Below are 24,212 nucleotides of genomic sequence, written 5' to 3'. Positions count from 1 at the left end.
GCCTTAAGCAATAACCACAACACGTGCCCGCGCAGTGTTCGCGCGCTCGTCGTTCGCCTGCCCCGTCAAAAGGACCTGTAAGTGATGCGTTCCCGACTGAAGCTGCCTGCTGCCCGCGCCGCCAAGATGCCTGCCACCGCCGGTCAACCGGTGTTGCTGCTCAAACCCCTGGCGCAGGTCATTGCACTGCTGGTGTTTGCCGGCGGCGCCCACGCGGCGCAGCCCCAGGCGTTCAGTTCGGGCTGGTTTGCCACCCCGGGCGCGATGCAGACCGATGGCGGCGCGCGGCCAGGCACGACGATGCCTGGCACGCCGCCGCCGCTGGCCCAGCAGCAACGGCTGGGCCAACAGTTGCAGCGCTCTTTGCAGACCCTTAATACCAGCGTCGCCGCGATTGCCGCACAACAGGCCGCGCAAGCCGCCGCCAGAGGTAACGCGAACGCCGCGCCGGAGACTATCCATAACGGCCTGGGCGGCAATGGTTTGAACGTGGTGGTCGGCGCGGATGGCAAACCGCTGTTCGTCAACGCCCAGGGGCCGGTGCAAACCGATGCCAATGGCAAGACCCTGGTGTCGATCAAGCAGACGGCCGACAAGGCGATCCTCAACTGGGAAACCTTCAACGTCGGCCGCAACACCACCGTGCAGTTCCAGCAGAACAGCGATTGGGCCGTGCTCAACAAGGTCAACAACAGCACCGCGCCGAGCCAGATCCAGGGCGCGATCAAGGCTGATGGCACGGTGATGATCCTTAACAGCAACGGCATCGTGTTCAGCGGCACCAGCCAGGTCAATGTGCGCAACCTGGTGGCGGCTGCCACGAGCTTCAGTGATGAGCAATTCACCGCCAGGGGCCTGTACAGTTCAAGCAATACCGCCCCCGGTTTTACCCAGGCTGCCGGCAAGGTCACGGTCGAGCGCGGCGCGCAAATCCAGACCCAGCTGCCCGCCACGTCGACCGCAGGTGGCGGTTATGTGCTGTTGCTCGGCAAAGAGGTGGAGAACGCCGGGCTCATTTCCACCGCGCGCGGCCAGACCACCCTGGCGGCGGGTGACAGCTTTGTGATCAAGAAGGGCTACAGCACCGATGGCAATGCGGCTTCCACCACGCGTGGCAACGAAGTCAGCGTCACCGGCAATGGCAAGGTCGGCAACAGCGGGTTGATTCAAGCCTCCACCGGGGACATCACCCTGACCGGCCAGCAGGTGCTGCAAAACGGTGTGTTACTCAGCAGCTCCTCGGTTGACGCCCGGGGTACCTTGCACCTGAAGGGCGTGGGCAACGACGCCAGCGTGACCCTGGGTGAGAGCGCCCTCAACGCCATTGTGCTCGACGCCGGCAGTGCCCTCGACAGCCAGCGTGCCGGGTTGATCACACCGTCGATTGATCAGACCGGCAACAGTGTACCGACCGATCAATACCGCCGCGACCAGTCTCTGATAGACATCACCAGCGATGGCACGGTGGACTTTCGCAACGGTTCGGTGACCCTGGCCACCGGTGGTCAGGTGGGCGTCAAGGCCGCCCAACGCACGCTGGTGCGCGACGGTGCGGTCATCGACGTATCCGGCGCCATCGGGGTCAAGTTGGCGATGGAGTCCAACAGCGTCAAGGTCAACATCCAGGGCAACGAACAGCGCGACGCTGCGGTCAATCGCGACGACAAATCCCTGAACAACAACGATGTGTGGGTGGATGTCCGCGACCTGATTTTTGTCGCGGCCGGCACCAACGGCTATGCCACCGACCGCTGGTACACCGCCGGCGGCCTGTTGGAGGTGGGCGGCTATTTGGGCACCCGCAACCACGGCGTTGGCGAATGGATGGCCCAGGGCGGCACCGTGACCTTCAGCGGCAAGGACGTGGTGACCCAGCAGGGTTCGCAGATCAACCTGTCCGGCGGCACCCTCGATGTGCAGGCGGGCAAAGTCCGGCAGACCTGGCTCAAAGGCCCTGACGGTCGTTTGTATGAACTCTCCACCGCGCCAGGAGATGTGCTCTACAGCGGGATTTACAAGGGGTATGAAGACCACAGCAAGCGCTGGGGCGTGACCGAGTATTACTACAACCCATTGATCGCCCCGCGTGAGCGTTCCGAGGGGGGTTATACCGTGGGACGCGACGCCGGGCGCCTGGTCGTCAGTGCCACCAGCGCGGTTCTGGAGGGGCAAATTGTCGGCGACACCTACCAGGGTGAGCGCCAGACCCAGGCTGCGCAGAAAGGCCTGGACGGCTATCTGCAATCGCAAAAAGCCGTGGCCCGTGGCGCCGAACTGGTGGTCGGCAGCTACGTGCCGTATTACGTCAAGGACAGCGCCACACTGCAGTACGCCCTGGGCGCGGATGCCGGCACCGTAAAAAACGTCGTGCTGGCGCAACGCGGCGCGGCCATTGCCGCCGGTCTGGACTTGACCACTGCGCTGCCGGCTGAGCGGGTGTCCACGCTCTATCTGGACAGCGATGCCTTGAACGCGACGCAACTGGGCTCGATCAAAATCGCCAGTACCGGCTCGATTCTGGTCAACGGCGCGCTGGAGGTGGCACCCGCCGGTGAAATCACCCTGTTTGGTCCGGACATCGAGGTCAATGCCAACCTGACCGCGCATTCCGGCAGCCTGCAATTGGGCAACGTGCAAGCACAGATCGGCACTAACGGCAAAGTCGACGTGACCCTCGACGGGCGCGGCAATTTGCGCGTGAACACCGGCGTGTCCCTGGACACCAGCGGCCTGTGGAGCAACCAGCGGCTGGGCGCCGGCGATGGTAGCCGTTTGCCCTACCTCAACGGCGGCAACGTGGCGTTGCGAAGCAGCGCTGATATGACCCTGGCGGCAGGCAGCCGGGTGGACGTGTCGTCCGGCGCGGCCCTGGATGCCCGAGGCCAGCTTACCGGCGGCAAGGGCGGCGACCTGACGCTCGCCGCCAACGCCAACACCGCCGACAGCCGGGGCAACCTGGCCCTCAACGGTGAGTTGCTCGGCTATGGGGTCAATGGCGGCGGGCGCCTGAGTGTGCAAGCCGGCAAGGTGCTGATCAGTGATCAGGCCGTCGCGCCCCAGGCCGGAACGTTGCAGCTCGACAGCGGGTTTTTCAATAAGGGCTTCGGCGCCTACGACATCACCGGCAATGAGGGTTTACGGGTTGCCGAGGGTACCCAGGTCAACGTGACGGCGCCGGTGTACCGCCTTAATGAAACGGCGCAGGGCGTGGTCAGCGGCGCGGACCCGCGCAGCGCACTGGACATCTGGACTGCGCCGAACTACCAGGAAAACCCCACCAAGGGCCTGTTGACCCCGCGCAAGGGCGCAAGCCTGAGCTTGCAGGCGGGTACGTTTTTGTCGACAGCGGCGCAGATGGCATCGGTGCAGGCGCACGTCGGCCAGGGCGCGCAGATCAATGTCGACCCAGGGCAAGCGATCAGCATTCGCAGCATTGGCCAGTTGACCGTGGACGGCGCACTGAACGCCTGGGGCGGCAGCATCACTCTGGGTGGCGTCAGCGTGCAAGCTACCGTGGGCGACAGCGTTGAAGCCCAGGGCCATGGCCGTTCGATCTGGGTCGGTGAACACGCGGTGCTGGACGTGGCCGCACGCGCGGCAACCGCAGTCGACAGTCTTGGCCGTCGCTATGGCGTGGTGGGTCAGGGTGGCAACATCGTGATCGGCGGGGTCATCGACCCGGCCACCGGGATCGCCAGCGCGGCCAACCTGTTTGTGGTGGTGCGCGACGGCGCACGCCTTGACGCCTCCGGCACCCAGGCCGTGCTGGACCCGGCTGGCGGCGGTCCGAGGGTGATCGCCAGCCGGGGTGGCAACATCTCCCTGGCGTCCAACAACGGCGTGTACCTGGACGGGATGCTCAAGGCCGGCAGCGGCGGTACGGGGGCGGCGGGCGGCAGCCTGAACCTGGCCCTGGAAGCGCCGCTCTATGGTGATGGGGCCACCGTCCGTGTGCGGCAAGCCCGTGAAGTGATCGTCAGCGCTACCGATCCAGGCACCGCGTTGCCGAACGGCAGCAGCCCCGAATCGGTCGCCGGCAGCCTCGCCTACGGCCATGGCCGGCTGACCGTCAGCCAGGTCAACGCCGGCGGCTTCGATAACCTGTCGCTGTTGAGCAACGGCCTGATCAGCTTTGACGGTGACGTGTCCCTGCGTCTGGGGCAGAGCCTGAACCTGTATTCAGGGGCCATGGCCTTGACGGATGGCGCGGCCCGGCAGTCTCAAGTGCTGCTGGCGGCACCCTATGTGCGTCTGGCTGGGGTGGGCAACAACAATAATGGCACCGACAGCTCCGTGCGCCCGACGGTTCAGGGCGGCGTTTCTACGCAGGGTGCGGCAGGCCTGTTGAGGGTTGAAGCCGCAAACGCGCTGGATATACGTGACAGCGTCAATTTCGGCGCCCATGCCGAGCGCTCCAAAGCACTGGCCAACGGCGTTGATCGGCGTGCGTTCGATCAGGCCGTTTTGGTCAGCCAGGGGGATATGCGCTTTCTGGCGCGAAGCTCCGACAAGACTAAAACCGCCCTGACCACCCAGGCCGACTTGAACCTCACGGCGGCGCAAATTTACCCGGCTACCGGCGCCGTTGCCGAGGTTACCGCAGGCTATACGGGGGCAAACAGTGATTTTGACCCGACGCGCACCTTGCGCATCGGCAGGGTCGGCAATACGGCCCCGGCACAACCTTATTCAGTGTTTGGCAGCTTATTGTTGGGTGCTTCGACCATTGAACAAGGTGGGGTGCTACGGGCGCCCATGGGTGTACTGACCTTGGGCGCGAGCAGTGGCGCCCTGCGTTCTACCAAGGTGGTCAACTTGCTGCCTGGCAGCCTGACGTCCGTCAGCGCCGGGGGCCTGGTGCTGCCCTATGGCGGCACCGTCGACGGCGTGACCTGGCAGTACGACGGCCAGCAAGTGGAACTGCTGGGCGTCGGCGGTACCCGCAGCTCGGGCAGTGTGGCGGTGGGCGTGCAACTGACGGGACGCTCGCTGAACGTGCAGCGGGACGCGGTGCTGGACCTCTCCGGCGGTGGCGAGTTGCTCGGCGCGGCGTTCGTTTCCGGGCGTGGCGGCTCCACCGATGCACGCTACAACCCTTTGGTGCAGATCGGCGCGGACGGGCGCTTTACCTTGCCGGGGCTGGCCACCAACCCGGTCTATGCGATTGTTCCCGGCGTCCAGCCCGAGGTAGCGCCCAGCGGTGGAGAAGCGGGTGCGACCCAGCCGCTGACAGGGCAACAAATCAATATCGGTGCAGGTGTTCCGGGCTTGTCGGCAGGCACCTACACCTTGCTGCCGTCCACTTACGCCTTGTTGCCGGGGGCGTTTCGGGTGGAGATCAACGGCTTGGCAGCGCCGTTCGCCAGCGGTTCGATGCCCACCGCTTCGGCCATGAATAACGGTTCCTGGTCAACCGAAGGCTTCCTGTCGATTGCCCGCAGCGGGATTCGCGACAGCCTGTCAAGCCAGGTCATTGTCACCCCGGCGGCGGTGTTGCGCCGCTACTCACAGTACAACGAAACCGCCTACGCAGACTTCGTTCGCGCTGACGCGACGAGGCTGGGCGTACCACGCGCCGCACTCGAAGCCGACGCCAAAAACTTGAGGATGCTATTGACTGCCGGCCAAAAAGACGTTGGGTTCACCTTTGACGGTGAAGGGCGTTTCAAGCCATCGGAAGGCGGATTGGGTGCCACTGTCTCGGTACAGGCCAGTGACGGCATTGAGGTGATTTCCGACACTGCCCAGGCCAGTACTGCACCCTCTATGGTGGCGGTGCGTGCCCGCGACTTGAACGCCTTGGGGGCTGCGCGGTTGGTGCTGGGCGGCGACATGACCGTGGTGTATGGCCAGGGTGGCAATTTTGTTGGATTCAACGCAGGCACCGCTGCGACTTCGTTGGTCGTGCGTCAGGGCGCTACCCTGGCGGCGCCGGAAGTGTTCTTGATCACCGGGCGCTCCTCGGGCGCCATTGAGATCGAGCAAGGTGCGTCGATCAACACGCTGGGGCGCGGCAAGGCCGCCTACGATTCGGACGATGGATTTATTTATCGACCGGGCAATCGCAGCGTATTGGCAGTCTCCAATGGGCGCTTGCAGATGCTGGCGCCGACCAGCGGCGCCAATAATATAGGACCGGGCAGCATCCTCGTTGGCCAATGCAATCCAGGTGCCTGCAGCGGTGAAACGTCACTGTATTCCGAGGGTTCGATTGCCTTTGCCACCACCAACCGGTTTGTCTTGGGCGACAGCGTGCGCTACGGCACCCGCCATCTGGCACTGGCGGTGGGCGGGATCAACGTCGGCAGCGCCGAAGCGCTGGCCGAGGCGGCTGTGCGAGGTGCATTGCCATCGGGCTTGACCCTCAACCAGCAAGTGCTGGACCGCCTGCTGCGCGGCGATGCTTCCAGAGGCGCGCCGGCCCTGCAAAGCCTGGCGCTGACCGCCGGGCAATCGTTGAACTTTTACGGCAGCACAACCCTGAGCACCCTGGACGGCTCGGGTAAGTCGTTGCTCGATGAACTGATGCTGACCACGCCGGCGATCTATGGGTATGGCAACGCGAGCGATGTGGCGCTGATCCAGACCGGCACCCTGGTGTGGGGCGGCGACACCAGCGCACCGCCGGCCGTGATCGCCAATGGCGCGGGCACCGGCAGCGGTACTTTGGCGGTGCAGGCCCGGCGCATCGAATTCGGCTATGGCCGCAATGCCCAGCCCGACGGCCTGGCCAACACTGGCCGGATGACCCTGGGCTTTGCCAACGTCAACCTCAACGCCAGCGAACGCATCACCGCCAACCACAAAGGCAGCTTGGCGGTGCATCAGACTCAGGGTGCCTATGAAGCCGGCAAGGGCTTTGCCTACAGCGGCGGCAACCTGACCCTTACCGCGCCGTTGCTGACCGGCGCAGCCGGCTCGGTCAATCGCATCACCGCCGGTGGCGCGGTGACCGTGGTGGCGCCGGCCGGCGGTGCGGCGCCGGTGGATGCGGCAGCCATCGACGCACTGGGCGCCGAGTTGCTGTTGGCCGGGCGCAGCGTGACCCTCGACACGTCAGTGGTACTGCCCAGCGGCAAGCTGACCCTCAGCGCCGATGAGGCATTGACCCTGGGCGCAGCTTCGCGCCTGGACCTCAGCGGTCGCAAAGTGCAGATCAACGACGTCAGCAAATACAGCTGGGGCGGTGACGTCAGCCTGGAAAGCCGCCACGGCAATATTCGCCAGGCGGCGGGTGCGCTCATCGACCTGTCAGCCCAATTCAACCAGGGTGGCCTGCTCAAGGCCGTGGCCGTGGACGCCGCAGCCGGTCAGGTCGACCTCCAAGGGCAGGTTCGCGCGGGTAGCAGCGGCTATTACGATGCCGGCGGAACCCTGGTGCCGTACAAGGCGGGCGGGGTGGATATTCGGGCGCAGCAGGTGGGGAATTTTGCCGCGTTGAACCAACGCTTGAACCAGGGGCAGGTGTTTGGCTCACGCAGCTTCCAGCTCAAGCAGGGCAACCTGGTGATCGGCGATGAGCTCAAGGCCAATCAAGTCAATGTCTCGGTGGACAACGGCAGCTTGACGGTGCTGGGCACCATCGACGCCAGTGGCGAGCGGGTCGGCAGCATTCGCCTGGCCGGCAAGCAGGGCCTGACCCTCGCCGGCAGCGCCGTGCTGGACGCCCACGGCAGTACATTGCGGGTCGACAGTTACGGCAAAATCATCGATGCGCCGAACCGTGCGATGGTTGAACTCAACAGCGGTGACGGTCAATTGACCCTGGCCGATGGCGTGCGCATCGATCTGCGTCACGGCACGGCCGCAGCCGTGGGCAGCGGCCGTGGGCAATACGACGGCCTGGCCCGGGGCACCCTGGAGCTGAACGCGCCACGGCTCAATGCCAATGACGTGGCTATCGATGCCGGCGGGCGGGTCAATATCCTCGGCGCCCGTTCCATTGCGGTCAACGCGGTGGCCCGTTACACCGATGCACCGGTTGGCCCCGCGCCGTCGGCCAGCGGCCGACCGTATCAGTTTATCGACCAGGCCTACCTGACGAAAAAACACGAACTTGCCGAAACCTTCATCAACAACGCCTTGAACAATACCGGGCTGATGCAGGGCAAGCTCGCCGGCTTGAACAACAGCAACTACAGCGATGCCTTCCACCTGCGCCCAGGCGTGGAAATCGTCACCGAAGGCGATCTGGTGGTCAGTGGCGACCTGGACCTGTCGGGCATGCGCTATGCCAGCGTCAATCCCAACACGCAGAAGACGTTGGTCAAGGGGTCGGGCGATGTCGGCAGCCTGGTGGTGCGCGCCGGCGGCAACCTGGATGTCTACGGCAGCATCAACGATGGCTTCGCCCCGCCGCCGGCCACTCCGGACGACAACGGCTGGGTGTTGACCCCTGGTCTGCAGGGGTTCGGCAGCGATGTGATTGTGCCAGGCCCTGGCGTGGTGCTGGCCGCAGGCAGTGCGTTCCCTGCGGGCAAGACCCTCAACTACCCGTTGCCGATCCAGGCCACCACACTGGCGCAAGGCACCGTGCTGCCGACCCAGGGCATTCTCGATGCGGCACTGACCCTGCCGGCCAATACCGTATTGAGCGCGGCGGTGCGCGACGGCGCCGGCAACCTGCTGTATGCCGCCGGCACCTTGTTGCAACAACCGGTTGTATTGGCCGTCGGTACGCGACTGGACGCCGGTACGGTACTGGCGGGCGCGGCCTCTCTGCATGCGATGACCTGGCCGGCCGGCGTGCCCTTGCCCAGCCGTGGCACGGTGACCGGCAGTGCGGTCGACGGTGTGGTGCTGGCCGAGAGCCTGGCACTCAATGTCGGGGCGCTGATTCCTTTTGGCACGGACGTCAAATTGCCCAATGGCGCGTTGTCGGTGCCGTTGCGCACCGTGACCGGCGCCACGGCGCGCCAGAACTGGGCCATTGCGCCGATGCTGGCCGAAGGCTCGCAGTCGTGGTCGTTGCGCCTGGTGTCCGGTGCCGATACCCAGGCTGCGGACACGCGTTCGATCCAGCCGGCCTTTGTCGGCGACCTGACCCTGGCCGACACGCACTACGGCATTTACGAGACCCACAGCAAAGTCATCATTCCGGGGCAACCCGCCCAGCCAGGGGGAGCTTGGTACTGGAGTGACCTTGCCGGCGAGCTGTTCGGCGTCGAGGCGGGTACCCCGGTGCCGACGTCCGATTCGGGTCTTTGTGATGAACCTGACATGTGTGTGCGCGTCAAGTATGTGTGGGACGAACTGGGCGAACTGTTCGGAAAAGTACCCGGCCAACCAGTCTCGCCTACGGATGAATCCTCATGCAGTGAACCCGGTTTCTGCATTTCCCTAGGCGAACCTCTTCCCGCAATACCCGAGCAGGTGACCGTGGGGCCGGTAAAACTGGTTTCACCCGTGGGCCAGCATTTCAGCGTGCTGCGCACCGGCACCGGTGACCTGGACCTGATCGCTGCGGGCAACGTGTCGATGCAATCGCCCTACGGCATCTATACCGCAGGCGCTTCCAGCGCTTCTCGCGCAGGCAGTGCCACTGCCGACTTTGATCGGGCTCGCGCCAAGGCTGCGCAAGACACGGTGCTGGGCAAGGCGGCCAAGGATTATGAAAGCCTGGTCGATGAAAGCACTGCCAGCCCTTACGCCGCCTGGTATCCCGACGGCGGCGGCAACCTGTTGCTGCGCACCGGCGCCAGCCTCACGGGCAACGCCTGGACGCCGAACCAAGGCGTGTCAATGCCCAACGACGGCCGCACCCAACTCAGCAGTGCGAACCTGGGCAACTGGTTGTGGCGCCAAGGGACGGGCGATACCACGGGTGTATCCCCCGTGCCGACCAGCTGGTGGATCAACTTCGGCACGTATGTGCAGGGCATAAGCGGTGCCAAATCTGAATTGGAGGACAGCGCCCAGATAAACCTGCTGCCGCGGCTGGTGGGGTTCACTGGAGTCGGCACTTTGGGTGGAGGCAACATGACCCTGGACTTGGGCAGCGATGCCGGCATGTTGGTTCGCCGCGGCGACGCGTTGCGAGCACCGCGCAGCGAAGGGCTGGTATTGGCAGTGGGCAGCACTGGTCGGGTGGTGAATGGTCAACTGCTGCTGACCGGTGGCGGTGACCTGGATGTGCGCATGGGCGGGGATTTGAACCCCGGGCTGGATGCTCGTGCGACCATCACGGCTAACAACACCAGTACGCTGTCAGCCGACTATAAACAGCAAGTGCTCAGCCTCAACGGTGTGCTGACCAATCTGCGTGGTGCCCTGAATGTGCAGGCAGGCAGCCTGGGGGGCATTGCCTTGAACTACGGCAGTTTCAGTTTGGATCAGGATGCCAAGGAAACCCGGGCCTATTCGCCTTATACCGCAAGCTTGGGAACAGCTACCGGTGGGATGACGCTGATGCTGGGCGACGCCACGGCCAACCTGTTTACCCGGGGTGACCTGGTGCTGTCGGGAACGGGCGATCCGGGGCGGATTTCTACCGAAAATACCCAAGCGTTCAACTACAACGGCAAAGACTATGGCAGCGGGTCCACATGGTTTTCGTTATGGACGGAGCGTACCGCCATCGACTTGTTCTCCGCAGGTGGCAGTTTGACCCCTAGCGTGCAGAGTGTGTCGTTGGGGGCAAGTGGCGGCACTCCCCTGCAGGGCCAGAACTACTCCAGTACCGATGGACGGTTTATCTTCCCCTCCAAACTCGGCGTGGTGGCCGCCAACGGCAGTATTTACCTCGGTCAGTCCGCGTTGAGCGCGGGTGCGCCAGTTAACAATCCCGCTTATTCGCTATTGCTGGCGCCCTCAAGCAGCGGGCGGCTGGCAATGTTGGCGGGGGACTCGATCTACGCCAGCGGCTACGCGGTCAACCAGTCGGGTGACAGCCCGGGTTCGATACCGACGCCTTTTGCGCCAGCCTTTGTCGGCAGAAATGGATTCACGTTCGTCGTCGACAATCTGGGCAGTGACGCGATACAAGCTGACCTTTCCTTGTTCGCCTTTCGCAGCCCAACCGATCTTGCGCGCCCGGCTTCCCAGGCAGAACCCGCGAGGTTTTACACCCACCAAGGCGACATCGTGGGGTTGCGCAGCGGTGAGATCCTGACGTTCGATGGCGCGCGTCAGGGCCAGGTGCGCTATGAGGCCGCCGGCCCGGTCTGGATGCGGGCGGGGCGGGATATCGTCGGTTCCGGCACGTATCTGGGCTTGCCGACGGTGCTCCCTTCGTTGTTGGCCTACAACGGTGATTACACCGGCGTCAGCAGCGGCAATCTGTTCGTTCACAACCGTCCCGAGGACGTGTCGGTGGTGTCCGCCGGGCGCGATATCGTCTACAGCAGCTTCAACGTCGCCGGCCCCGGTACCCTGGAAGTCAGCGCCGGGCGCAACCTGCTGATGGAGGACAAGGCCTCGATCATCAGCCTGGGACCGGTGGCGGTAGGGGATTCGCGTCCGGGCGCGTCCGTCGTGCTGGAAGCCGGGGTTGGGCTCAATGGCCTGGATTACCTGAAGTTCGTCACGCCATACCTGGACCGCGCCAACCAGGCGGTCGAAGGTGTAGCGCTGGCGGCGCAGGCCGGCAAGGTGGCGAAAACCTACGAGGCCGAACTGTTGCAATGGCTCAGCGAGCGCTATGCCTTCAGCGGCGACGCCGACCAGGCGCGGGCGTACTTCGCCGGCCTGGGCCCCGAGCAGCAACGGATCTTCGCCCGCTCGGTGTACTTCGCCGAAGTGCGCGACGGCGGCCGCGAGTTCAACCAGAGCGCAGGCCCACGTTCCGGCAGCTTTGCCCGCAGCCGCGCGGCCATTGCCGCGTTATTGCCGGGCAAGGACGTGGCGGGCAACCCGATTGTGTATGACGGCGACATCACCCTCTATGGCGGCGCCGGCGTGCGCACCCTGTTTGGCGGCAATATCCAGATGCTCAGCCCGGGCGGGCAGCAGGTGTTCGGTATCGAAGGCACGGTACCGCCGGCCAGCGCCGGGGTGCTCACCCAAGGTGCCGGGGACATACAGTTGTATGCCCAGGGCAGCATCCTGCTCGGCCAGAGCCGGATCATGACCACCTTCGGCGGCGCGATTCTTGCCTGGTCCAACGAAGGCGATATCAACGCCGGGCGTGGCTCGAAAACCACCGTGCTCTACACCCCGCCCAAGCGCATCTACGACACCTGGGGCAACGTGACCCTGTCGCCGAGCGTGCCAAGCTCCGGTGCCGGTATCGCCACGCTGGCCCCGATTGCCGAAGTGCCGGCCGGTGATATCGACCTGTTGGCCCCGGCCGGGACCATCGATGCGGGCGAGGCGGGCATTCGGGTATCGGGCAACGTCAACATCGCGGCCTTGCGCGTGGTCAACGCTGCGAACATCCAGACCCAGGGCAAGTCGTCCGGGGTGCCGGTGTCGGCGACGGTCAATACCGGCGCCTTGAGTTCGGCCAGCGCGGCAGGCGCGGCGGCGTCCCAGGCGGCGGAAGATGCGGCGCGCAGTCAACAGGCGGCGGCCAAACAGGGCAGGGCGTCGATCGTGACGGTGGAGGTGTTGAGCTTTGGCGCCGAGCCGGTGCAGCGCGAGCCGCAGGCACAGCAGAAAACCTCGGGCTACAACCCCGACAGCCCGGTGCAGGTGCTGGGGGCCGGGCCTTTGAGTGAGCAAGCGCGGGCGCGGTTGACCGATGAGGAGCGCCAGCAGATCAGTTTGTAAGGCTTTGCAAAGAACCTCTCGATGTAACTTTTGGGGCAATCAGTGATTGCCCCGTTTTTTTGTCTGCATTGCCCCCCATCCAATTCCAAATGAAGCTTTCATGACAAAAGTTCGGTAGCTCCCGGCCACTCCCGTCTCTCCTATGTAACGCGCTGGAGGCCGCCACAAGTGGTCTCCCCAGCCGTCGGCAAGACGCCAGGAGTGGGGCACGTGGGAACTATGGAACGTTACTCGAAAGTAGGTATGCAGGAGCTCGACCAGCGCTTGTCGAAGATCGTCGAAGCGGCGCGCAAGAAGCCGGTTTCGGTGTATCGCTACGGCGCACCGTGGGTATGGATCGTCTCGCAGGACGACTGGCAGGGCGCGCTGAAAGAAGTGTCCAGCTACATTCCGGCGGGGCATTCGCTGGTGTTGCTGCGCCCACAGATCGATGAGGTGCTTGAACAACATCGTGACTGGCTGGTGGCTGAAGCGCCGATGTCGATCGCTCCGCACACCGTGCTGCAGATCCTCTTGCTGCAACTGCTGTATTCGGTGCCCAGCGAGCAGCAACTGCACGAACAGCTGAATTACAACCTGCTGTTTCGCTGGTTTGTCGGCCTGGACCTGAACCAGAAGGTCTGGAGCAGCCATGCACTGACCCGCGACATCGCCACGCTGCTGCACAACCCGCGTGCGGTGCAACTGATCCAGAAAATCATCGGTGACGTGTTTTGTGGCGCCTTGCTGCACATGCCGGAGTTCTCGTTGAACTTCGCCTTGCTGCACACCTGGCTGGCCCGGCACGGCAACACCTCGATCACCAGCAATTGAGCAGGCCGCACGCCGGGCAATCGGCGATGGCGCACAAAAATAGAAAGTCAGGGGGCGATGTGGAGCATCTGTTCAAATTAACGCTGGCGCTGTGTTGCGTGACGCTTTGGAGCCTGACGCAAACGGCGCTGGCCGATGAGGAAGCGGCGGCGCGCAAGGTCGACGTCAACGAGTATTTCGTGCGCGGCAACACGGCGCTGGATGCGGCGACCATTGAGGAGGCGGTGTATCCGTTTCTCGGCCCGCAAAAGACCTTGGCCGATATCGAAGGCGCCCGCGATGCGCTGCAGAAGATCTACCAGTCGCGCGGCTACCAGTCGGTGTTTGTCGAGTTGCCGGAGCAGAAGGTCGACGACGGGATCGTCTACCTGCAAGTCAGCGAAACCAAGGTCGGCCGTGTGCGTGTGGTCGGTGCCAAGCACTATTCACCGGTGGAGATCCGCGAGCAAGTCCCGGCGCTGAAAGAAGGCGCGGTACCGGATTTCGCCACGGTACAAACCCAACTGGCCGGGCTCAACCGCAGTGCCGGTCGGCAGGTCACGCCACTGGTGCGCGAAGGCCAGCGGCCGGGCACCATGGATGTGGATTTGCAGGTCGAAGACCAGAACCCCTGGCATGCCAGCCTCGGCCTGAACAATGATTACAGCGCTGACACCGAGAAGCTGCGCTCGGTCGCCACCCTGGGTTACGACAACCTGTGGCAACTGGGCCACAGCGTTTCCCTGACCTACTTCACCGCCCCCCAGGACACCTCGAACGCCGAGGTGTGGTCAGGCGCTTACAGCGCGCCGCTGGATGAACGCTGGACCCTGCAGTTCTCCGGTTACCAGTCCGACAGCAATATCGCCACCATCGGCGGCAGCAACGTGTTGGGCAAAGGCCATTCCTACGGCGTGTCGACGATCTACAACCTGCCCGCCGCCGGCAATTGGGCCAATTCGTTTTCCTTCGGCATCGATTTCAAAGACTTCGATGAGCAGTTGAGACTGGGCAGCAGCAGCGATCAGGTGCCGCTCAAGTACGCGCCGTTCACCTTCGGCTACAACGGCTACCGCTACAGCGAAAAATCCCAGCTGGGCCTGGGCTTGAACCTGGTGGTCGGCACCCGTGCGTTCTTCGGCTACGGCAGCGATGCGCAGGAGTTTTCCGCCAAGCGCTGGAACGCCAGCCCGAGTTTCGCGGCGCTCAAGGGCGATGCCACGTTCACCTACACCTTCACCAACGATTGGCAGTCGGCGACCAAAGGCGGCTTCCAGCTCGCCTCCGGACCGCTGGTGTCCAACGAACAGTATTCCGCCGGCGGCGCCACCTCGGTGCGCGGTTACCTCGCGGCCGAGCGCACCGGCGACGAGGGCTACTTGCTCTCCCAGGAACTGCGCACGCCGTCCCTGGCCAAGTTTCTCGGCAGTTATGTGCAGGAGTGGCGCTTTTATGCGTTCGCCGAAGGCGCGCGCCTGCGCCTGCACGACCCGCTGCCCGAACAAGAAGACGAATACAGCCTGGCCAGTGTCGGCCTGGGCACCCGCGCCAGTTTGAGCAAATGGTTGTCCGGCAGCCTGGATTGGGGTTACCCGCTGCTCGATGGACCGAACACCCAGAAACAGGACTCGCGACTGCACTTCAGTGTGCAGGCGACTTTCTGACTTTTTCTTCCGGAGATTTCACCCATGCAACGCCTATTCCTGAGCCTGTTGATCTGCCTGGGCATCGCGCTCCCGGCCACTGCCCAAGCGTGGTGGCAGGACGACTGGCACTACCGCAAACAGATTTCGGTGGACACCACCGCCCAAGGCGCCGCGATCAACCAGGCCCTGGGCCGCACCGCGCTGCTGGTGCGCCTGCACACCGGCAACTTCAGCTTTGACGGGGTCAAGGATGACGGCGCCGACCTGCGCTTTGTGAGTGCCGATGACAAGACCGTGTTCAACCACCAGATCGAAAGCTTCGACCCGTTGATGGGCATGGCGCTGATTTGGGTCGATGTGCCCAAGGTCGAAGGCGGCCAGCGTCAGGACCTGTGGATGTACTACGGCAACCAGAAGGCTGCGGCCAGCGCCAACGGCCAACTGACCTTCGACCCGAACTACACCGCGCTTTACCACTTCGATGGCGCCAATGCCACACCGCCCCGTGACACCACGGCCTACGCCAACACCGCGCTGAACGCCACCGGCGTGAGCATCGACGGCGTGATCGGCCGCGCCTTGCAGCTCGGCGGCCAGCCGCTGATGCTGCCGGCCAGCCCATCGCTGCAACAGGTTGCCGGCGGCGCGTTCACCTTCAGCGCCTGGCTGCGCCTGGACCAGGCCAGTGGCGAGCAGGTGCTGCTGGCCCGCCGCGACGGCCCCCACAGCCTGTTGCTGGGGTTGAACCAAGGCATGCCGTTCGTCGAGATCGACGGCCAGCGCGCCGTGTCGACCCAACCGCTCAACCCCGGCCAATGGCAGCACCTGGCATTCACCGCCGAAGGTGACAAGGTCACGCTGTATGTGAATGGCCGCGAAACCGCGACCCTGGCCGTCGCCTTGCCGGCCTTCAATTCCCAACTGGCCATTGGCGCCGATCTGCCGGAAACAGGCAGCACGCACCTGCCATTCGCCGGGGCAATCGATGAGCTGCGCCTGTCCAAGGTGGCGCGCCCGGCGGCACTGTTGCTGGCCGATGCCAATGCCCAGGGTGCCGAGTCGAAGCTTACGGCCTATGGCGTGGACGAAGAACAGTCCGGCATAGGTTTCGGTAGCCTGGGCTTCCTGCTCAACGCCGTACCGGTGGACGCCTGGGTGATCATCCTGGTGCTGGTGGCGATGATGTTCCAGTCGTGGGTGATCATGCTGCGCAAGAACCGCCAGGTCAGCCGCCTCAGCAGTGCCAACGAGATCTTCCGCGAGCACTTCGCGCAGATCGGCACCCGCCTGGAGATGTACGCCGACGACACGCAACTGGCTGAGCGTCTGACCCATTCTTCGCTGTGGCGCCTGTACCTGGTGGCGGTCAAGGAGATCCGCACCCGCCGCGCCCAGGGCGCCGACACCTCATCGGTCTCGGCCGCGACCATCGAAGCCATCCGCTGCTCCATGGACGGTGTGCGCACCCGCGAAAACCAGGCGCTCAGCTCCAAACTCTCGACCCTGTCCAACGCCATCGCCGGCGGCCCCTACATCGGCCTGCTCGGTACGGTGCTGGGGATCATGGTGGTGTTCCTCGGCACGGCGATGGCCGGTGACGTCAACATCAACGCCATCGCGCCGGGTATGGCGGCGGCCTTGCTGGCCACGGCCATGGGCCTGTTCGTCGCGATCCCGGCGCTGTTCGGCTACAACCGCCTGATCACGCGCAACAAGGAAGTCAGTGCGGACATGCGCGTGTTCGTCGACGAGTTCATCACCCGCCTGGCGGAAATGCACGGCGAGAGCCAGCACAGTGAAGCGGCGCACCGCGTTGCCCATCACGCACCGGTTCCGGCCTGAGGAGAATCGCCATGGCTTCCGTAAACAGCTCCCATGACGACGACGATGATGCCGCCGTCGACAGCATCAACATCACGCCCCTGGTGGACGTGCTGATGGTGGTGCTGGTGATGTTTATTCTCACCGCCACCGCCCAGGTCTCGGGCATCCAGATCCACCTGCCCAAAGCCAGCGCTTCGGTGTCGTTGTCGGAGGCCAAGACCAAGGCGATCTCCGTGAATGACGGTGGCCAGGTGTTCCTTGATGCCTACCCGGTGACCCTCGGCGAGCTGGAAGAGCGCCTGCGTATCGAGAAAGCGCTGAACCCGGATTTCCCGGTGATCGTGCGCGGCGATGCGATGGTGCAGTACCAGAAGGTCATCGAAGTGCTCGACCTGTTGCGCCGGCTGGAGCTGTCCCAGGTCGGGTTGGTCACCGGCAAACCGAGCCAGGGCTGAGTGATGACCGCACAAATTCCGATCACGCCATCGCCTGCGAAAAACAAACCGCCGTTGCGCCCGTTGAAGTGGGGCGCCGGCCTGCTGCTGGGCGCCGTGGCGGCCTGGTTCTTGTGGCAGTGGGCCAATGACATGAGTGGCGTACGCCGCGAAGCGCCGAAGGTGCCGACGATTATTCCGTTGCCGCCGCCACCGCCACCGCCGCCGGAAAAACCCAAGGAACCCGAGCCTCAGGTTGAGGAAAAAATACCGGAACCTGTGCCCACGCCTGAGCCGGAAGAGGTCAAGCCGGCCGAGGAGGCACCGCCTTCACCCGCCGACGACCTGGCCAACCCGATGCAGATCGATGGCGATGCTCAGTCGGGCAATGACGGTTTCAACATCGGTGCCGGCAAGGGTGGCGGTATGGCCGGATCCGGTGGCGGCGGCCTTGGCACCGGCACTTACAAACAGTACCTGGCGGGGCTGTTTCAGCGCTTGCTGCGCGATGACCCGCAGTTGCGCAAGAAGGCTTACGCGGTGCAGGCGGATTTGTGGCTGAGCGCCGAAGGCCAGGTCACGCGTGTCGAGCTGGTCAAGTCCAGCGGCGATGCCGAAACCGATGCCCAGGTGCTGGCGGCCTTGCGTGCGCCCCATGCCACGCAGCGTGTGCCGGCGTCCGTGACGATGCCGGTACGTCTGTCCCTCAAGGGCCGACGCCCGGATTGATCAACCTTATTTTCTGGTCATTTTTTACAGGAGTTGCGTACACATGATTTCCCCCGTGAATCGACTGACCCTGGCGGTTGGCATCGTCATCGCGACCTTGGTCGGCCAGGCGACGGCTGCCCCGGTTGCGCCATCGGAAAACGTCACCATCAACCTGATCCGCCTGCTGGTGCAGCAAGGCGTGCTTACCCAGGACACCGCCAACGGGCTGATCGCCCAGGCGGAAAAAGAAGCCCAACAGGCGCGCCAGGCCAATGCAGCCCCGGTGGTCGCCAGCGGCCCCACGGCTGCGCCCGGCGATGTGCGCGTGCAGTATGTGCCGCAAGCGGTGCGCGATCAGATCCGCGATCAGGTCAAGGCCGAGGTCATGGCCACCGCCAAACAGGAAAACTGGGCCCAGCCCAATACCTTTCCCGACTGGGTCTCGCGCGTCACCTTTGACGGCGATATCCGCCTGCGCGACGAGTCACGCTACTTCTCGGGCAACAACAGCAATGAAATCCTCGATTACGCCAAGCTCAATGACAGTGGGCCTTACGACGTCAACCGAAACACCAACAGCAAATTGCCACCGCTGCTCAATACCCGCGAAGACCGCGAAAACCTGTTCCGCCTGCGCGCACGCCTGGGCATGAAAGCGCTGCTGGCGCCGGACTGGACCGCCGGTATTCGCCTGGGCACCGGTTCCGACAATAGCCCGGTGTCCACCACCCAGACCCTGGGCGGCGGTTTCGGCAAGAAGGACATCTGGCTCGACCAGGGTTATCTGAGCTGGAAAAGCAGTGATGACGTGACGTTGACCGGGGGGCGAATCGGCAACCCGTTCTATTCCACCGACATGATGTATTCCAACGACCTCAATTTCGACGGCGTGGCCGCCATCTTCAACCATAAGCTCAACAGCGACTGGGGCCTGTTCGGCACCCTCGGCGCCTTCCCGGTCGAGTACACCTCGGATGCCGCGAGCAGCAACGGCATCGACAAGCAAGACAGTGAGACCAAATGGCTGTTCGGCGGGCAAATCGGCGCCGATTGGAGGATCAACCAAAGTAACCGCTTGAAGCTCGCCGCAGCCTATTACCAGTTTCAGGACATCGAGGGCGAACGTTCCAGCCCTTGCTCACCGTGGGCCGGGGCACCGGGCTGCGACAGCGATGGCTCGCGTGTGGCCTTCATGCAAAAAGGCAACAGCGTGTTCCTGCTGCGTAACAACACCGTCAATCCGGCGGACCCGGCCAGAACACCCGATCCGCAGTACGTGGGACTGGCGTCCAAGTTCAACGTTCTGGACCTTAACCTGGCCTGGGACACCGAGCTGCCCAGCGACTTCAAGCTGCGCACCCAGGGTAACTTCATTCACAACCTGGGCTACGACAAGGGCGAGATGCTCAAGCGCAGCGAAGGCCAGATCGTCAATAACGTCAACAGCAACGGCCAGTTTGAAAGTGGCGGCAATGCGCTGATGGTCTCGTTCACCCTCGGCAGCGCGATGGAAATGCGCAAACGCGGCGACTGGAACGTGCTGGCCGGCTACAAGTACATCCAGCCCGACGCCTTGCCCGACGGCTTCAACGATTCCTCGTTTCACCTGGGCGGCACCAACGCCAAGGGTTACTTCATTGGCGCCAACTACGGCATCGAAAAGAACATCTACGCCAGCGCGCGCTGGTTGAGTGCATCGGAAGTGTATGGCGCACCGTTCGAAGTCGATGTGATGCAACTGGAACTCAACACGCGCTTTTGATGCGCAGGGAGATGCCACATGAATACGCGAATCTGCGCGCTGCTCTTGGTGTTCGTCGCCACGGCGGCGTCGGCTGAAGGCATGGAAGAGCGCCTGCGCACGCAACTGCGCAGCACCACCCAGCAATTGCAGGCTTTGCAAAGCGAACAGGCCCAGGCCAGCGCCGCACGCCTGGCCGCCGAAAACCAGGCCAAGCAGGCCCAGGCGCAAATCAAGCAACTGACGGCCGAGCTGGACAAGGCTCGGGGCGTGGCCGAGCAACTGGCCGGCCAGCAACAGAACCTGCACAGCCAGGCGCAAGCCCAGGTGGCGGCGAGTAACGAGCAGATCGGCAAGTTCAAGAAGGCCTATGAGGAACTGCTGGTGCTGGCCAAGGGCAAAGAAGCCGAGCGCGCCCGCTTGCAGGCGTCCTTGGGCGAACGTGACACACAGGTGCAGCAATGTTCGGTCAAGAATCAACAGATGTACGGCGTGGCCCAGCAGTTGCTCGCGGCCTACGAAAAAATCGATGTGGCCGAGGTGATGAGTATCCGCCAGCCGTTCGCCAGCAGCGCGCGGGTCAAGTTCGAGGAACTGGCCCAAGGCTTTGGCGACGATTTGTACAAGAGCCGTTTCGATGCGCCCCAGGCAACCGCCAATCATTGATAGAGACAGGGAAGAATCACCATGAGCGATTTGATCACCAGCGTCACCCCCCAGAGCCTCACCGAATTGCTGCAGGAAGCCGGTTACCGGGTTAACCAGACCGCACAAAATGGCATCGTGCAATTGCTCAGCGCCAGCCAGGGCATCGGCTTCGCCGTGCGTTTCGGTAACCCGGCGGCGGAGCAGGGCAACTATGTGGACTTCACCTACAGCTGCGCGTTGCGCATCCAGGGCGAGTTGCCTGAAGGGTTGGCCCAGGTGTGGAACGCCTCGCGACGCTTTGCGCGGTTGTCGGTGCAGGGCGAATTCTTGCTGATGGAAATGGACGTGGTGGTGGCCGGCGTCGGCGCCACGCACCTGCGTAGCCAGCTGGAATTGTGGGACCGCCTGTTGCAGGAGTTTATCGTCTACCTGCGTGAGTACAGCCAGCAGGCGGCGCAGTTGCAGGCTGCATCGATTGACGAAGAGGCGCCCGTACTGTGAAGAAACCAACCCTGATGGTCGGCGCGGGCGCGCTGGCCTTGCTGGTGGTGGCGGTGGGCTTGAGCCTGCGACCGGGCAGCGACCCGGTGGCGGCGCAGCAACCGGCGCCGGTACTCAGCGCCGCAGCGGCCGGCCCGGCGGTGGCACGCCTGGGCAATCAGCAGATTGACCTGCCGGAGCTGAAAAGCGTGCTCGCCAGCCTGCCAACCGAGTCCCGCGAGCAATTGCGCGGTAACCGGGGGGCGTTGGAAAGCTGGATTCGTTCACGCCTGGCGCAAAAAGCCGTGCTCGAACAAGCCGACGCCCAAGGCTGGCGCCAACGCCCCGAAGTAGAGCAGCAGACCCGCGCCGCCACGGAGCAGATCGTGTTCCGCGACTACATGCTGTCGGTCAGCCAAGTGCCGGCCGACTATCCCAGCGCGGCCGAGTTGCAGCAGGCTTACGACAGCGGCAAGGCACAATGGGTAACGCCGCCGTTGTACCGGGTGAGCCAGATTTTCCTCGCGGTGAATGACCCGCAATCGGTCGACGCTGTGCGTCGCCAGGCCCAGGAGTTGAGCCGACGTGCCCAGGCGGCGCCAGCCGATTTTGCCGGGCTGGCTACGCAGTTTTCCCAGGACACCGACTCCGCCGCGCGCGGCGGCGACTCGGGCATGCAACCCCTGCAACAGCTGGTGCCGGAAGTACGCAATGCGGTGTCGCGTCTGAAGGTCGGTGCGGTGTCGGACGTGGTGCAAAGCGCAGCGGGGTTTCATGTGCTCAAGCTCACCGGGCAACAGCCGGCGCGCACCGCGACCCTCGACGAACTGCGTGAACGCCTGACACAAGCCTTGCGTACCCAGCGCCAGGAGCAGATCGCCAAGGCCTATCTGGAAGGCATGCTCAACACGGCCACCCTGAGCATCGACGGCGCCGAGTTGAACAAGGTGCTGGAGTAACCCGCGTCAACCCGCACTGGATGCACCGATTGACAAGACAGGGAGTCTCCCATGGTATTGCTGGAACCGTCCGCCCCTCGGGGGCCGTCCGTTTATCGCACGCCGGGCGAGGCGCGCGGCACCTGGCTGGCCCAGGCCGATGAGATCGACCCGCAGGTGGCGCGCTACTTCCTGGTCAGCGCGCGCTGCGGCTGTTTCATGCAGGCGGCGCGCAGTTTGAATATCAAGGCCACGCTGTTGCGCAAGCGCCTGGCGCAGTTGGAACAGCAGGTGCGCCATTCACTGTTCAGCTATCAGGGCAATGGCTTGGTGCTCAGTCGCGATGGCCAGCAGTTGCAGGCGCAACTGATTGCCCTGGCCCATGAACGGCGCTTGCCGGTGACGGAGCAGCCGTTGATTCGGCTGGCGGTGGCTGAGCCGATCCTGCATGACATCCTTGGGCGCGACCTGATCGCTTTGTTGCGCAGAAATGCCAGCGTGCGGCTGGAGATCGTCTCCATCGACAGCCCGTTGTCGCTGCAAGCGGTGGATGTGGATGTAGTGCTGTGGCTGTCGGATGCCGATGGCCCCGTGCCTGGCCCGAGCTTTGCCACCCAGCCGCCGCGGGCCCTGGCGCGTTTGCAGTATTTGCCGCATATCGCCAAGCGGTATTCACGGCTGACGACACGGCCGGACAGTGTGGAAGACCTCGACGACTACATGCTGGTGCAATGGCAGCCTGATGCGCAGGTGGGCGCGTTGCAGGCGTGGAACCACGTGGTGCAGCAGCGTTTGGCGGCAGTCGTGCAGGTGCATGCGTATTCGCTGATGCTCGAGATGATCCGCTGCGGTGCCTGTATCGGCTTGCTGCCGCACTATATGAGCAGTTTCGACCGTGGCCTGGTGGCGCTGCCGGGGCTATTGGCCGAAAGCATGCAACGCCAGGTGTGGATGGCGGTGAATGTGCAAGTGCGCGATGCCGAGGCGGTGCGGATGATTGTGGAGTTGATCGTCGGTACGTTCGAGGGGCGGCGGGAGTGGTTTGATTGACGACTTTGTCGTCGAACCCGGCCAAGCCGCGGCAGCTTTTTCGCCCATAAAAAGGTCCGTGGAGGGTTCATCCTAGCGTTGCAACACGCCTCGGAAGGTTGCACTCAGTGCGCGCAACGTCTCCTTGGAACGGCCATCGCTGATGCGGCTGTGGAGCACCACTTCGCTGACGGGCAACGGCGGTAAAGCGTATTGCTCGCTCACGTCCACCGCTCCAGCCGGGGCCACGAGGCCGCCGACTTTCTGCTGGGGCAGCGGTTTCAGAAAGTGCTCGACAGCTTTGGCCGCCCGCATATCGAGAGCTGGTTGCCGCTGGATCTACACCGTGGCCCGGCGCAGGGCGCGTTGAGTTTGTACCGGGAAGAATGGGCGCTGGAGCCTGACGCGGATCGGGCCGAGGTCTTGGCCAAGGAGAAGCGCCGCAATCAACAGGTGGCGGATTGCAGCGACACATTCGCGGTGCTGCTGGCGCTGGATGTGCAGGCGTGGCGACTGGTGCGGTTTACCTTGTCGGCCAAGGCACTGGACGTCGAGCATTCGGGAACGGGTTTCCAGGTGCTCTATCTGGCACAAGGCGTTGCGCCCCGGCGATAACTGCGCCAGTCTTGGTAGCCCGTCCTAGTCGTTGAAACATTTCGTGATGCAGGCTACTCGTTTGACACTGATTTGCCATGCCATGACGCCCTTGCAAAAACAGGGGCGTTTTCCCCAGGACGAGGCGGTGGCGATGGATTGGCAAGGCGCGGCATTGTCCTTGGCCGACCGCTACAAGAACACCGCGCGCCTGTTGTGCGGGCCGGAGGCGAGGACCCGGCAGACAGCGGGCTTGTTCGCAGCTGAAGCCGTGAGCGACGACGCTCTGCGCGATGCTGATTTCGGCGTGTGGAAAGGTCAGTTCATCAACCAGCTCAATCACGACGAGTTGAACGCCTGGCTGACGGACAGCACCTTCAGGGCCCATGGCGGTGAGTCTATGGATGCGCTGTTCGCGCGCGTGGCGCAGTGGCTGAAATCCTTGGAGACCCAGCCTGGCCATGTGGTGGCCATCACCCATCCCTTCGTCATCCGCGCCGCGATGTTGCACGTCATGCAGCTGGGGCTGGCGATGTTCTACCGGATCGACGTCGAGCCTTTGTCCGCGACCGAGCTGCGCTTCAACGAGGTATGGCGCCTGCGCCTGGAAGCTCACGCCCAGACACCTGAACATGGCAAAATCCAAACCCCGCACTGAGAGCAACCC

The 24,212-nt window shown here is 63.9% G+C and carries 12 protein-coding genes and 2 pseudogenes; 13 read left to right on the top strand and 1 reads right to left on the bottom strand.

Annotation, left to right across the window (positions count from 1 at the left end; all coding sequences use genetic code 11):
• Nucleotides 1-84: 84 nt before the first annotated feature.
• The 11 genes from KVG91_RS26285 (at nt 85) to KVG91_RS26235 (ending at nt 22,972) form a co-directional block, all read left to right on the top strand.
• Nucleotides 85-12,708, top strand: coding sequence for a filamentous haemagglutinin family protein (locus tag KVG91_RS26285; protein WP_169377452.1), 12,624 nt, complete (start codon nt 85-87; stop codon nt 12,706-12,708).
• A gap of 219 nt (nt 12,709-12,927) precedes the next feature.
• Nucleotides 12,928-13,521, top strand: a complete 594-nt coding sequence (locus tag KVG91_RS26280; protein ID WP_169377440.1) for a transposase — start codon at nt 12,928-12,930, stop codon at nt 13,519-13,521.
• A gap of 59 nt (nt 13,522-13,580) precedes the next feature.
• Nucleotides 13,581-15,164: a ShlB/FhaC/HecB family hemolysin secretion/activation protein gene (locus KVG91_RS26275; RefSeq protein WP_169377441.1), complete on the top strand. Its 1,584-nt coding sequence runs from the start codon at nt 13,581-13,583 to the stop codon at nt 15,162-15,164.
• A gap of 24 nt (nt 15,165-15,188) precedes the next feature.
• On the top strand, nt 15,189-16,988 hold the full coding sequence (locus KVG91_RS26270) for a DUF2341 domain-containing protein (RefSeq protein ID WP_169377442.1): 1,800 nt from the start codon (nt 15,189-15,191) through the stop codon (nt 16,986-16,988).
• Nucleotides 16,989-16,999: 11 nt separating this feature from the next.
• Entirely contained in the window at nt 17,000-17,425 is a 426-nt protein-coding gene (locus tag KVG91_RS26265; protein WP_076955068.1) for an ExbD/TolR family protein, read from the top strand.
• Between the two features lie 3 nt (nt 17,426-17,428).
• Nucleotides 17,429-18,133, top strand: coding sequence for an energy transducer TonB family protein (locus tag KVG91_RS26260; protein ID WP_169377443.1), 705 nt, complete (start codon nt 17,429-17,431; stop codon nt 18,131-18,133).
• A gap of 43 nt (nt 18,134-18,176) precedes the next feature.
• On the top strand, nt 18,177-19,877 hold the full coding sequence (locus tag KVG91_RS26255; protein ID WP_169377444.1) for a putative porin: 1,701 nt from the start codon (nt 18,177-18,179) through the stop codon (nt 19,875-19,877).
• A gap of 18 nt (nt 19,878-19,895) precedes the next feature.
• On the top strand, nt 19,896-20,522 hold the full coding sequence (locus KVG91_RS26250) for a DNA repair protein (protein ID WP_169377445.1): 627 nt from the start codon (nt 19,896-19,898) through the stop codon (nt 20,520-20,522).
• Nucleotides 20,523-20,543: 21 nt separating this feature from the next.
• Nucleotides 20,544-21,005: a YbjN domain-containing protein gene (locus KVG91_RS26245; RefSeq protein WP_169377446.1), complete on the top strand. Its 462-nt coding sequence runs from the start codon at nt 20,544-20,546 to the stop codon at nt 21,003-21,005.
• Nucleotides 21,002-21,943, top strand: a complete 942-nt coding sequence (locus KVG91_RS26240; protein ID WP_169377447.1) for a peptidylprolyl isomerase — start codon at nt 21,002-21,004, stop codon at nt 21,941-21,943. The genes KVG91_RS26245 and KVG91_RS26240 overlap by 4 nt, the downstream gene beginning before the upstream one ends.
• Before the next feature lie 51 nt (nt 21,944-21,994).
• Nucleotides 21,995-22,972 (top strand): LysR family transcriptional regulator, encoded by a 978-nt coding sequence (locus KVG91_RS26235; protein WP_169377448.1) that lies wholly within the window; start codon nt 21,995-21,997, stop codon nt 22,970-22,972.
• Nucleotides 22,973-23,044: 72 nt separating this feature from the next.
• On the opposite strand, the pseudogene KVG91_RS26230 reads toward KVG91_RS26235, so the two are convergent.
• Nucleotides 23,045-23,200 (bottom strand): annotated as a pseudogene (locus KVG91_RS26230) (LysR family transcriptional regulator); the annotation flags it as partial.
• Here KVG91_RS26230 and KVG91_RS26225 point away from each other — a divergent pair.
• A pseudogene (locus KVG91_RS26225) lies at nt 23,198-23,566 on the top strand (DUF4865 family protein); the annotation flags it as partial. The pseudogenes KVG91_RS26230 and KVG91_RS26225 sit on opposite strands and share 3 nt — an antisense overlap.
• A 46-nt stretch (nt 23,567-23,612) precedes the next feature.
• On the top strand, nt 23,613-24,203 hold the full coding sequence (locus tag KVG91_RS26220; RefSeq protein ID WP_169377453.1) for a histidine phosphatase family protein: 591 nt from the start codon (nt 23,613-23,615) through the stop codon (nt 24,201-24,203).
• Nucleotides 24,204-24,212: the final 9 nt, after the last annotated feature.

The sequence above is a fragment of the Pseudomonas azadiae genome (assembly GCF_019145355.1).
Taxonomy (GTDB): domain Bacteria; phylum Pseudomonadota; class Gammaproteobacteria; order Pseudomonadales; family Pseudomonadaceae; genus Aquipseudomonas; species Aquipseudomonas azadiae.
The sequence above is the reverse complement of the archived record's forward strand: the minus strand, read 5'-3'. Positions and strand labels throughout refer to the sequence as shown.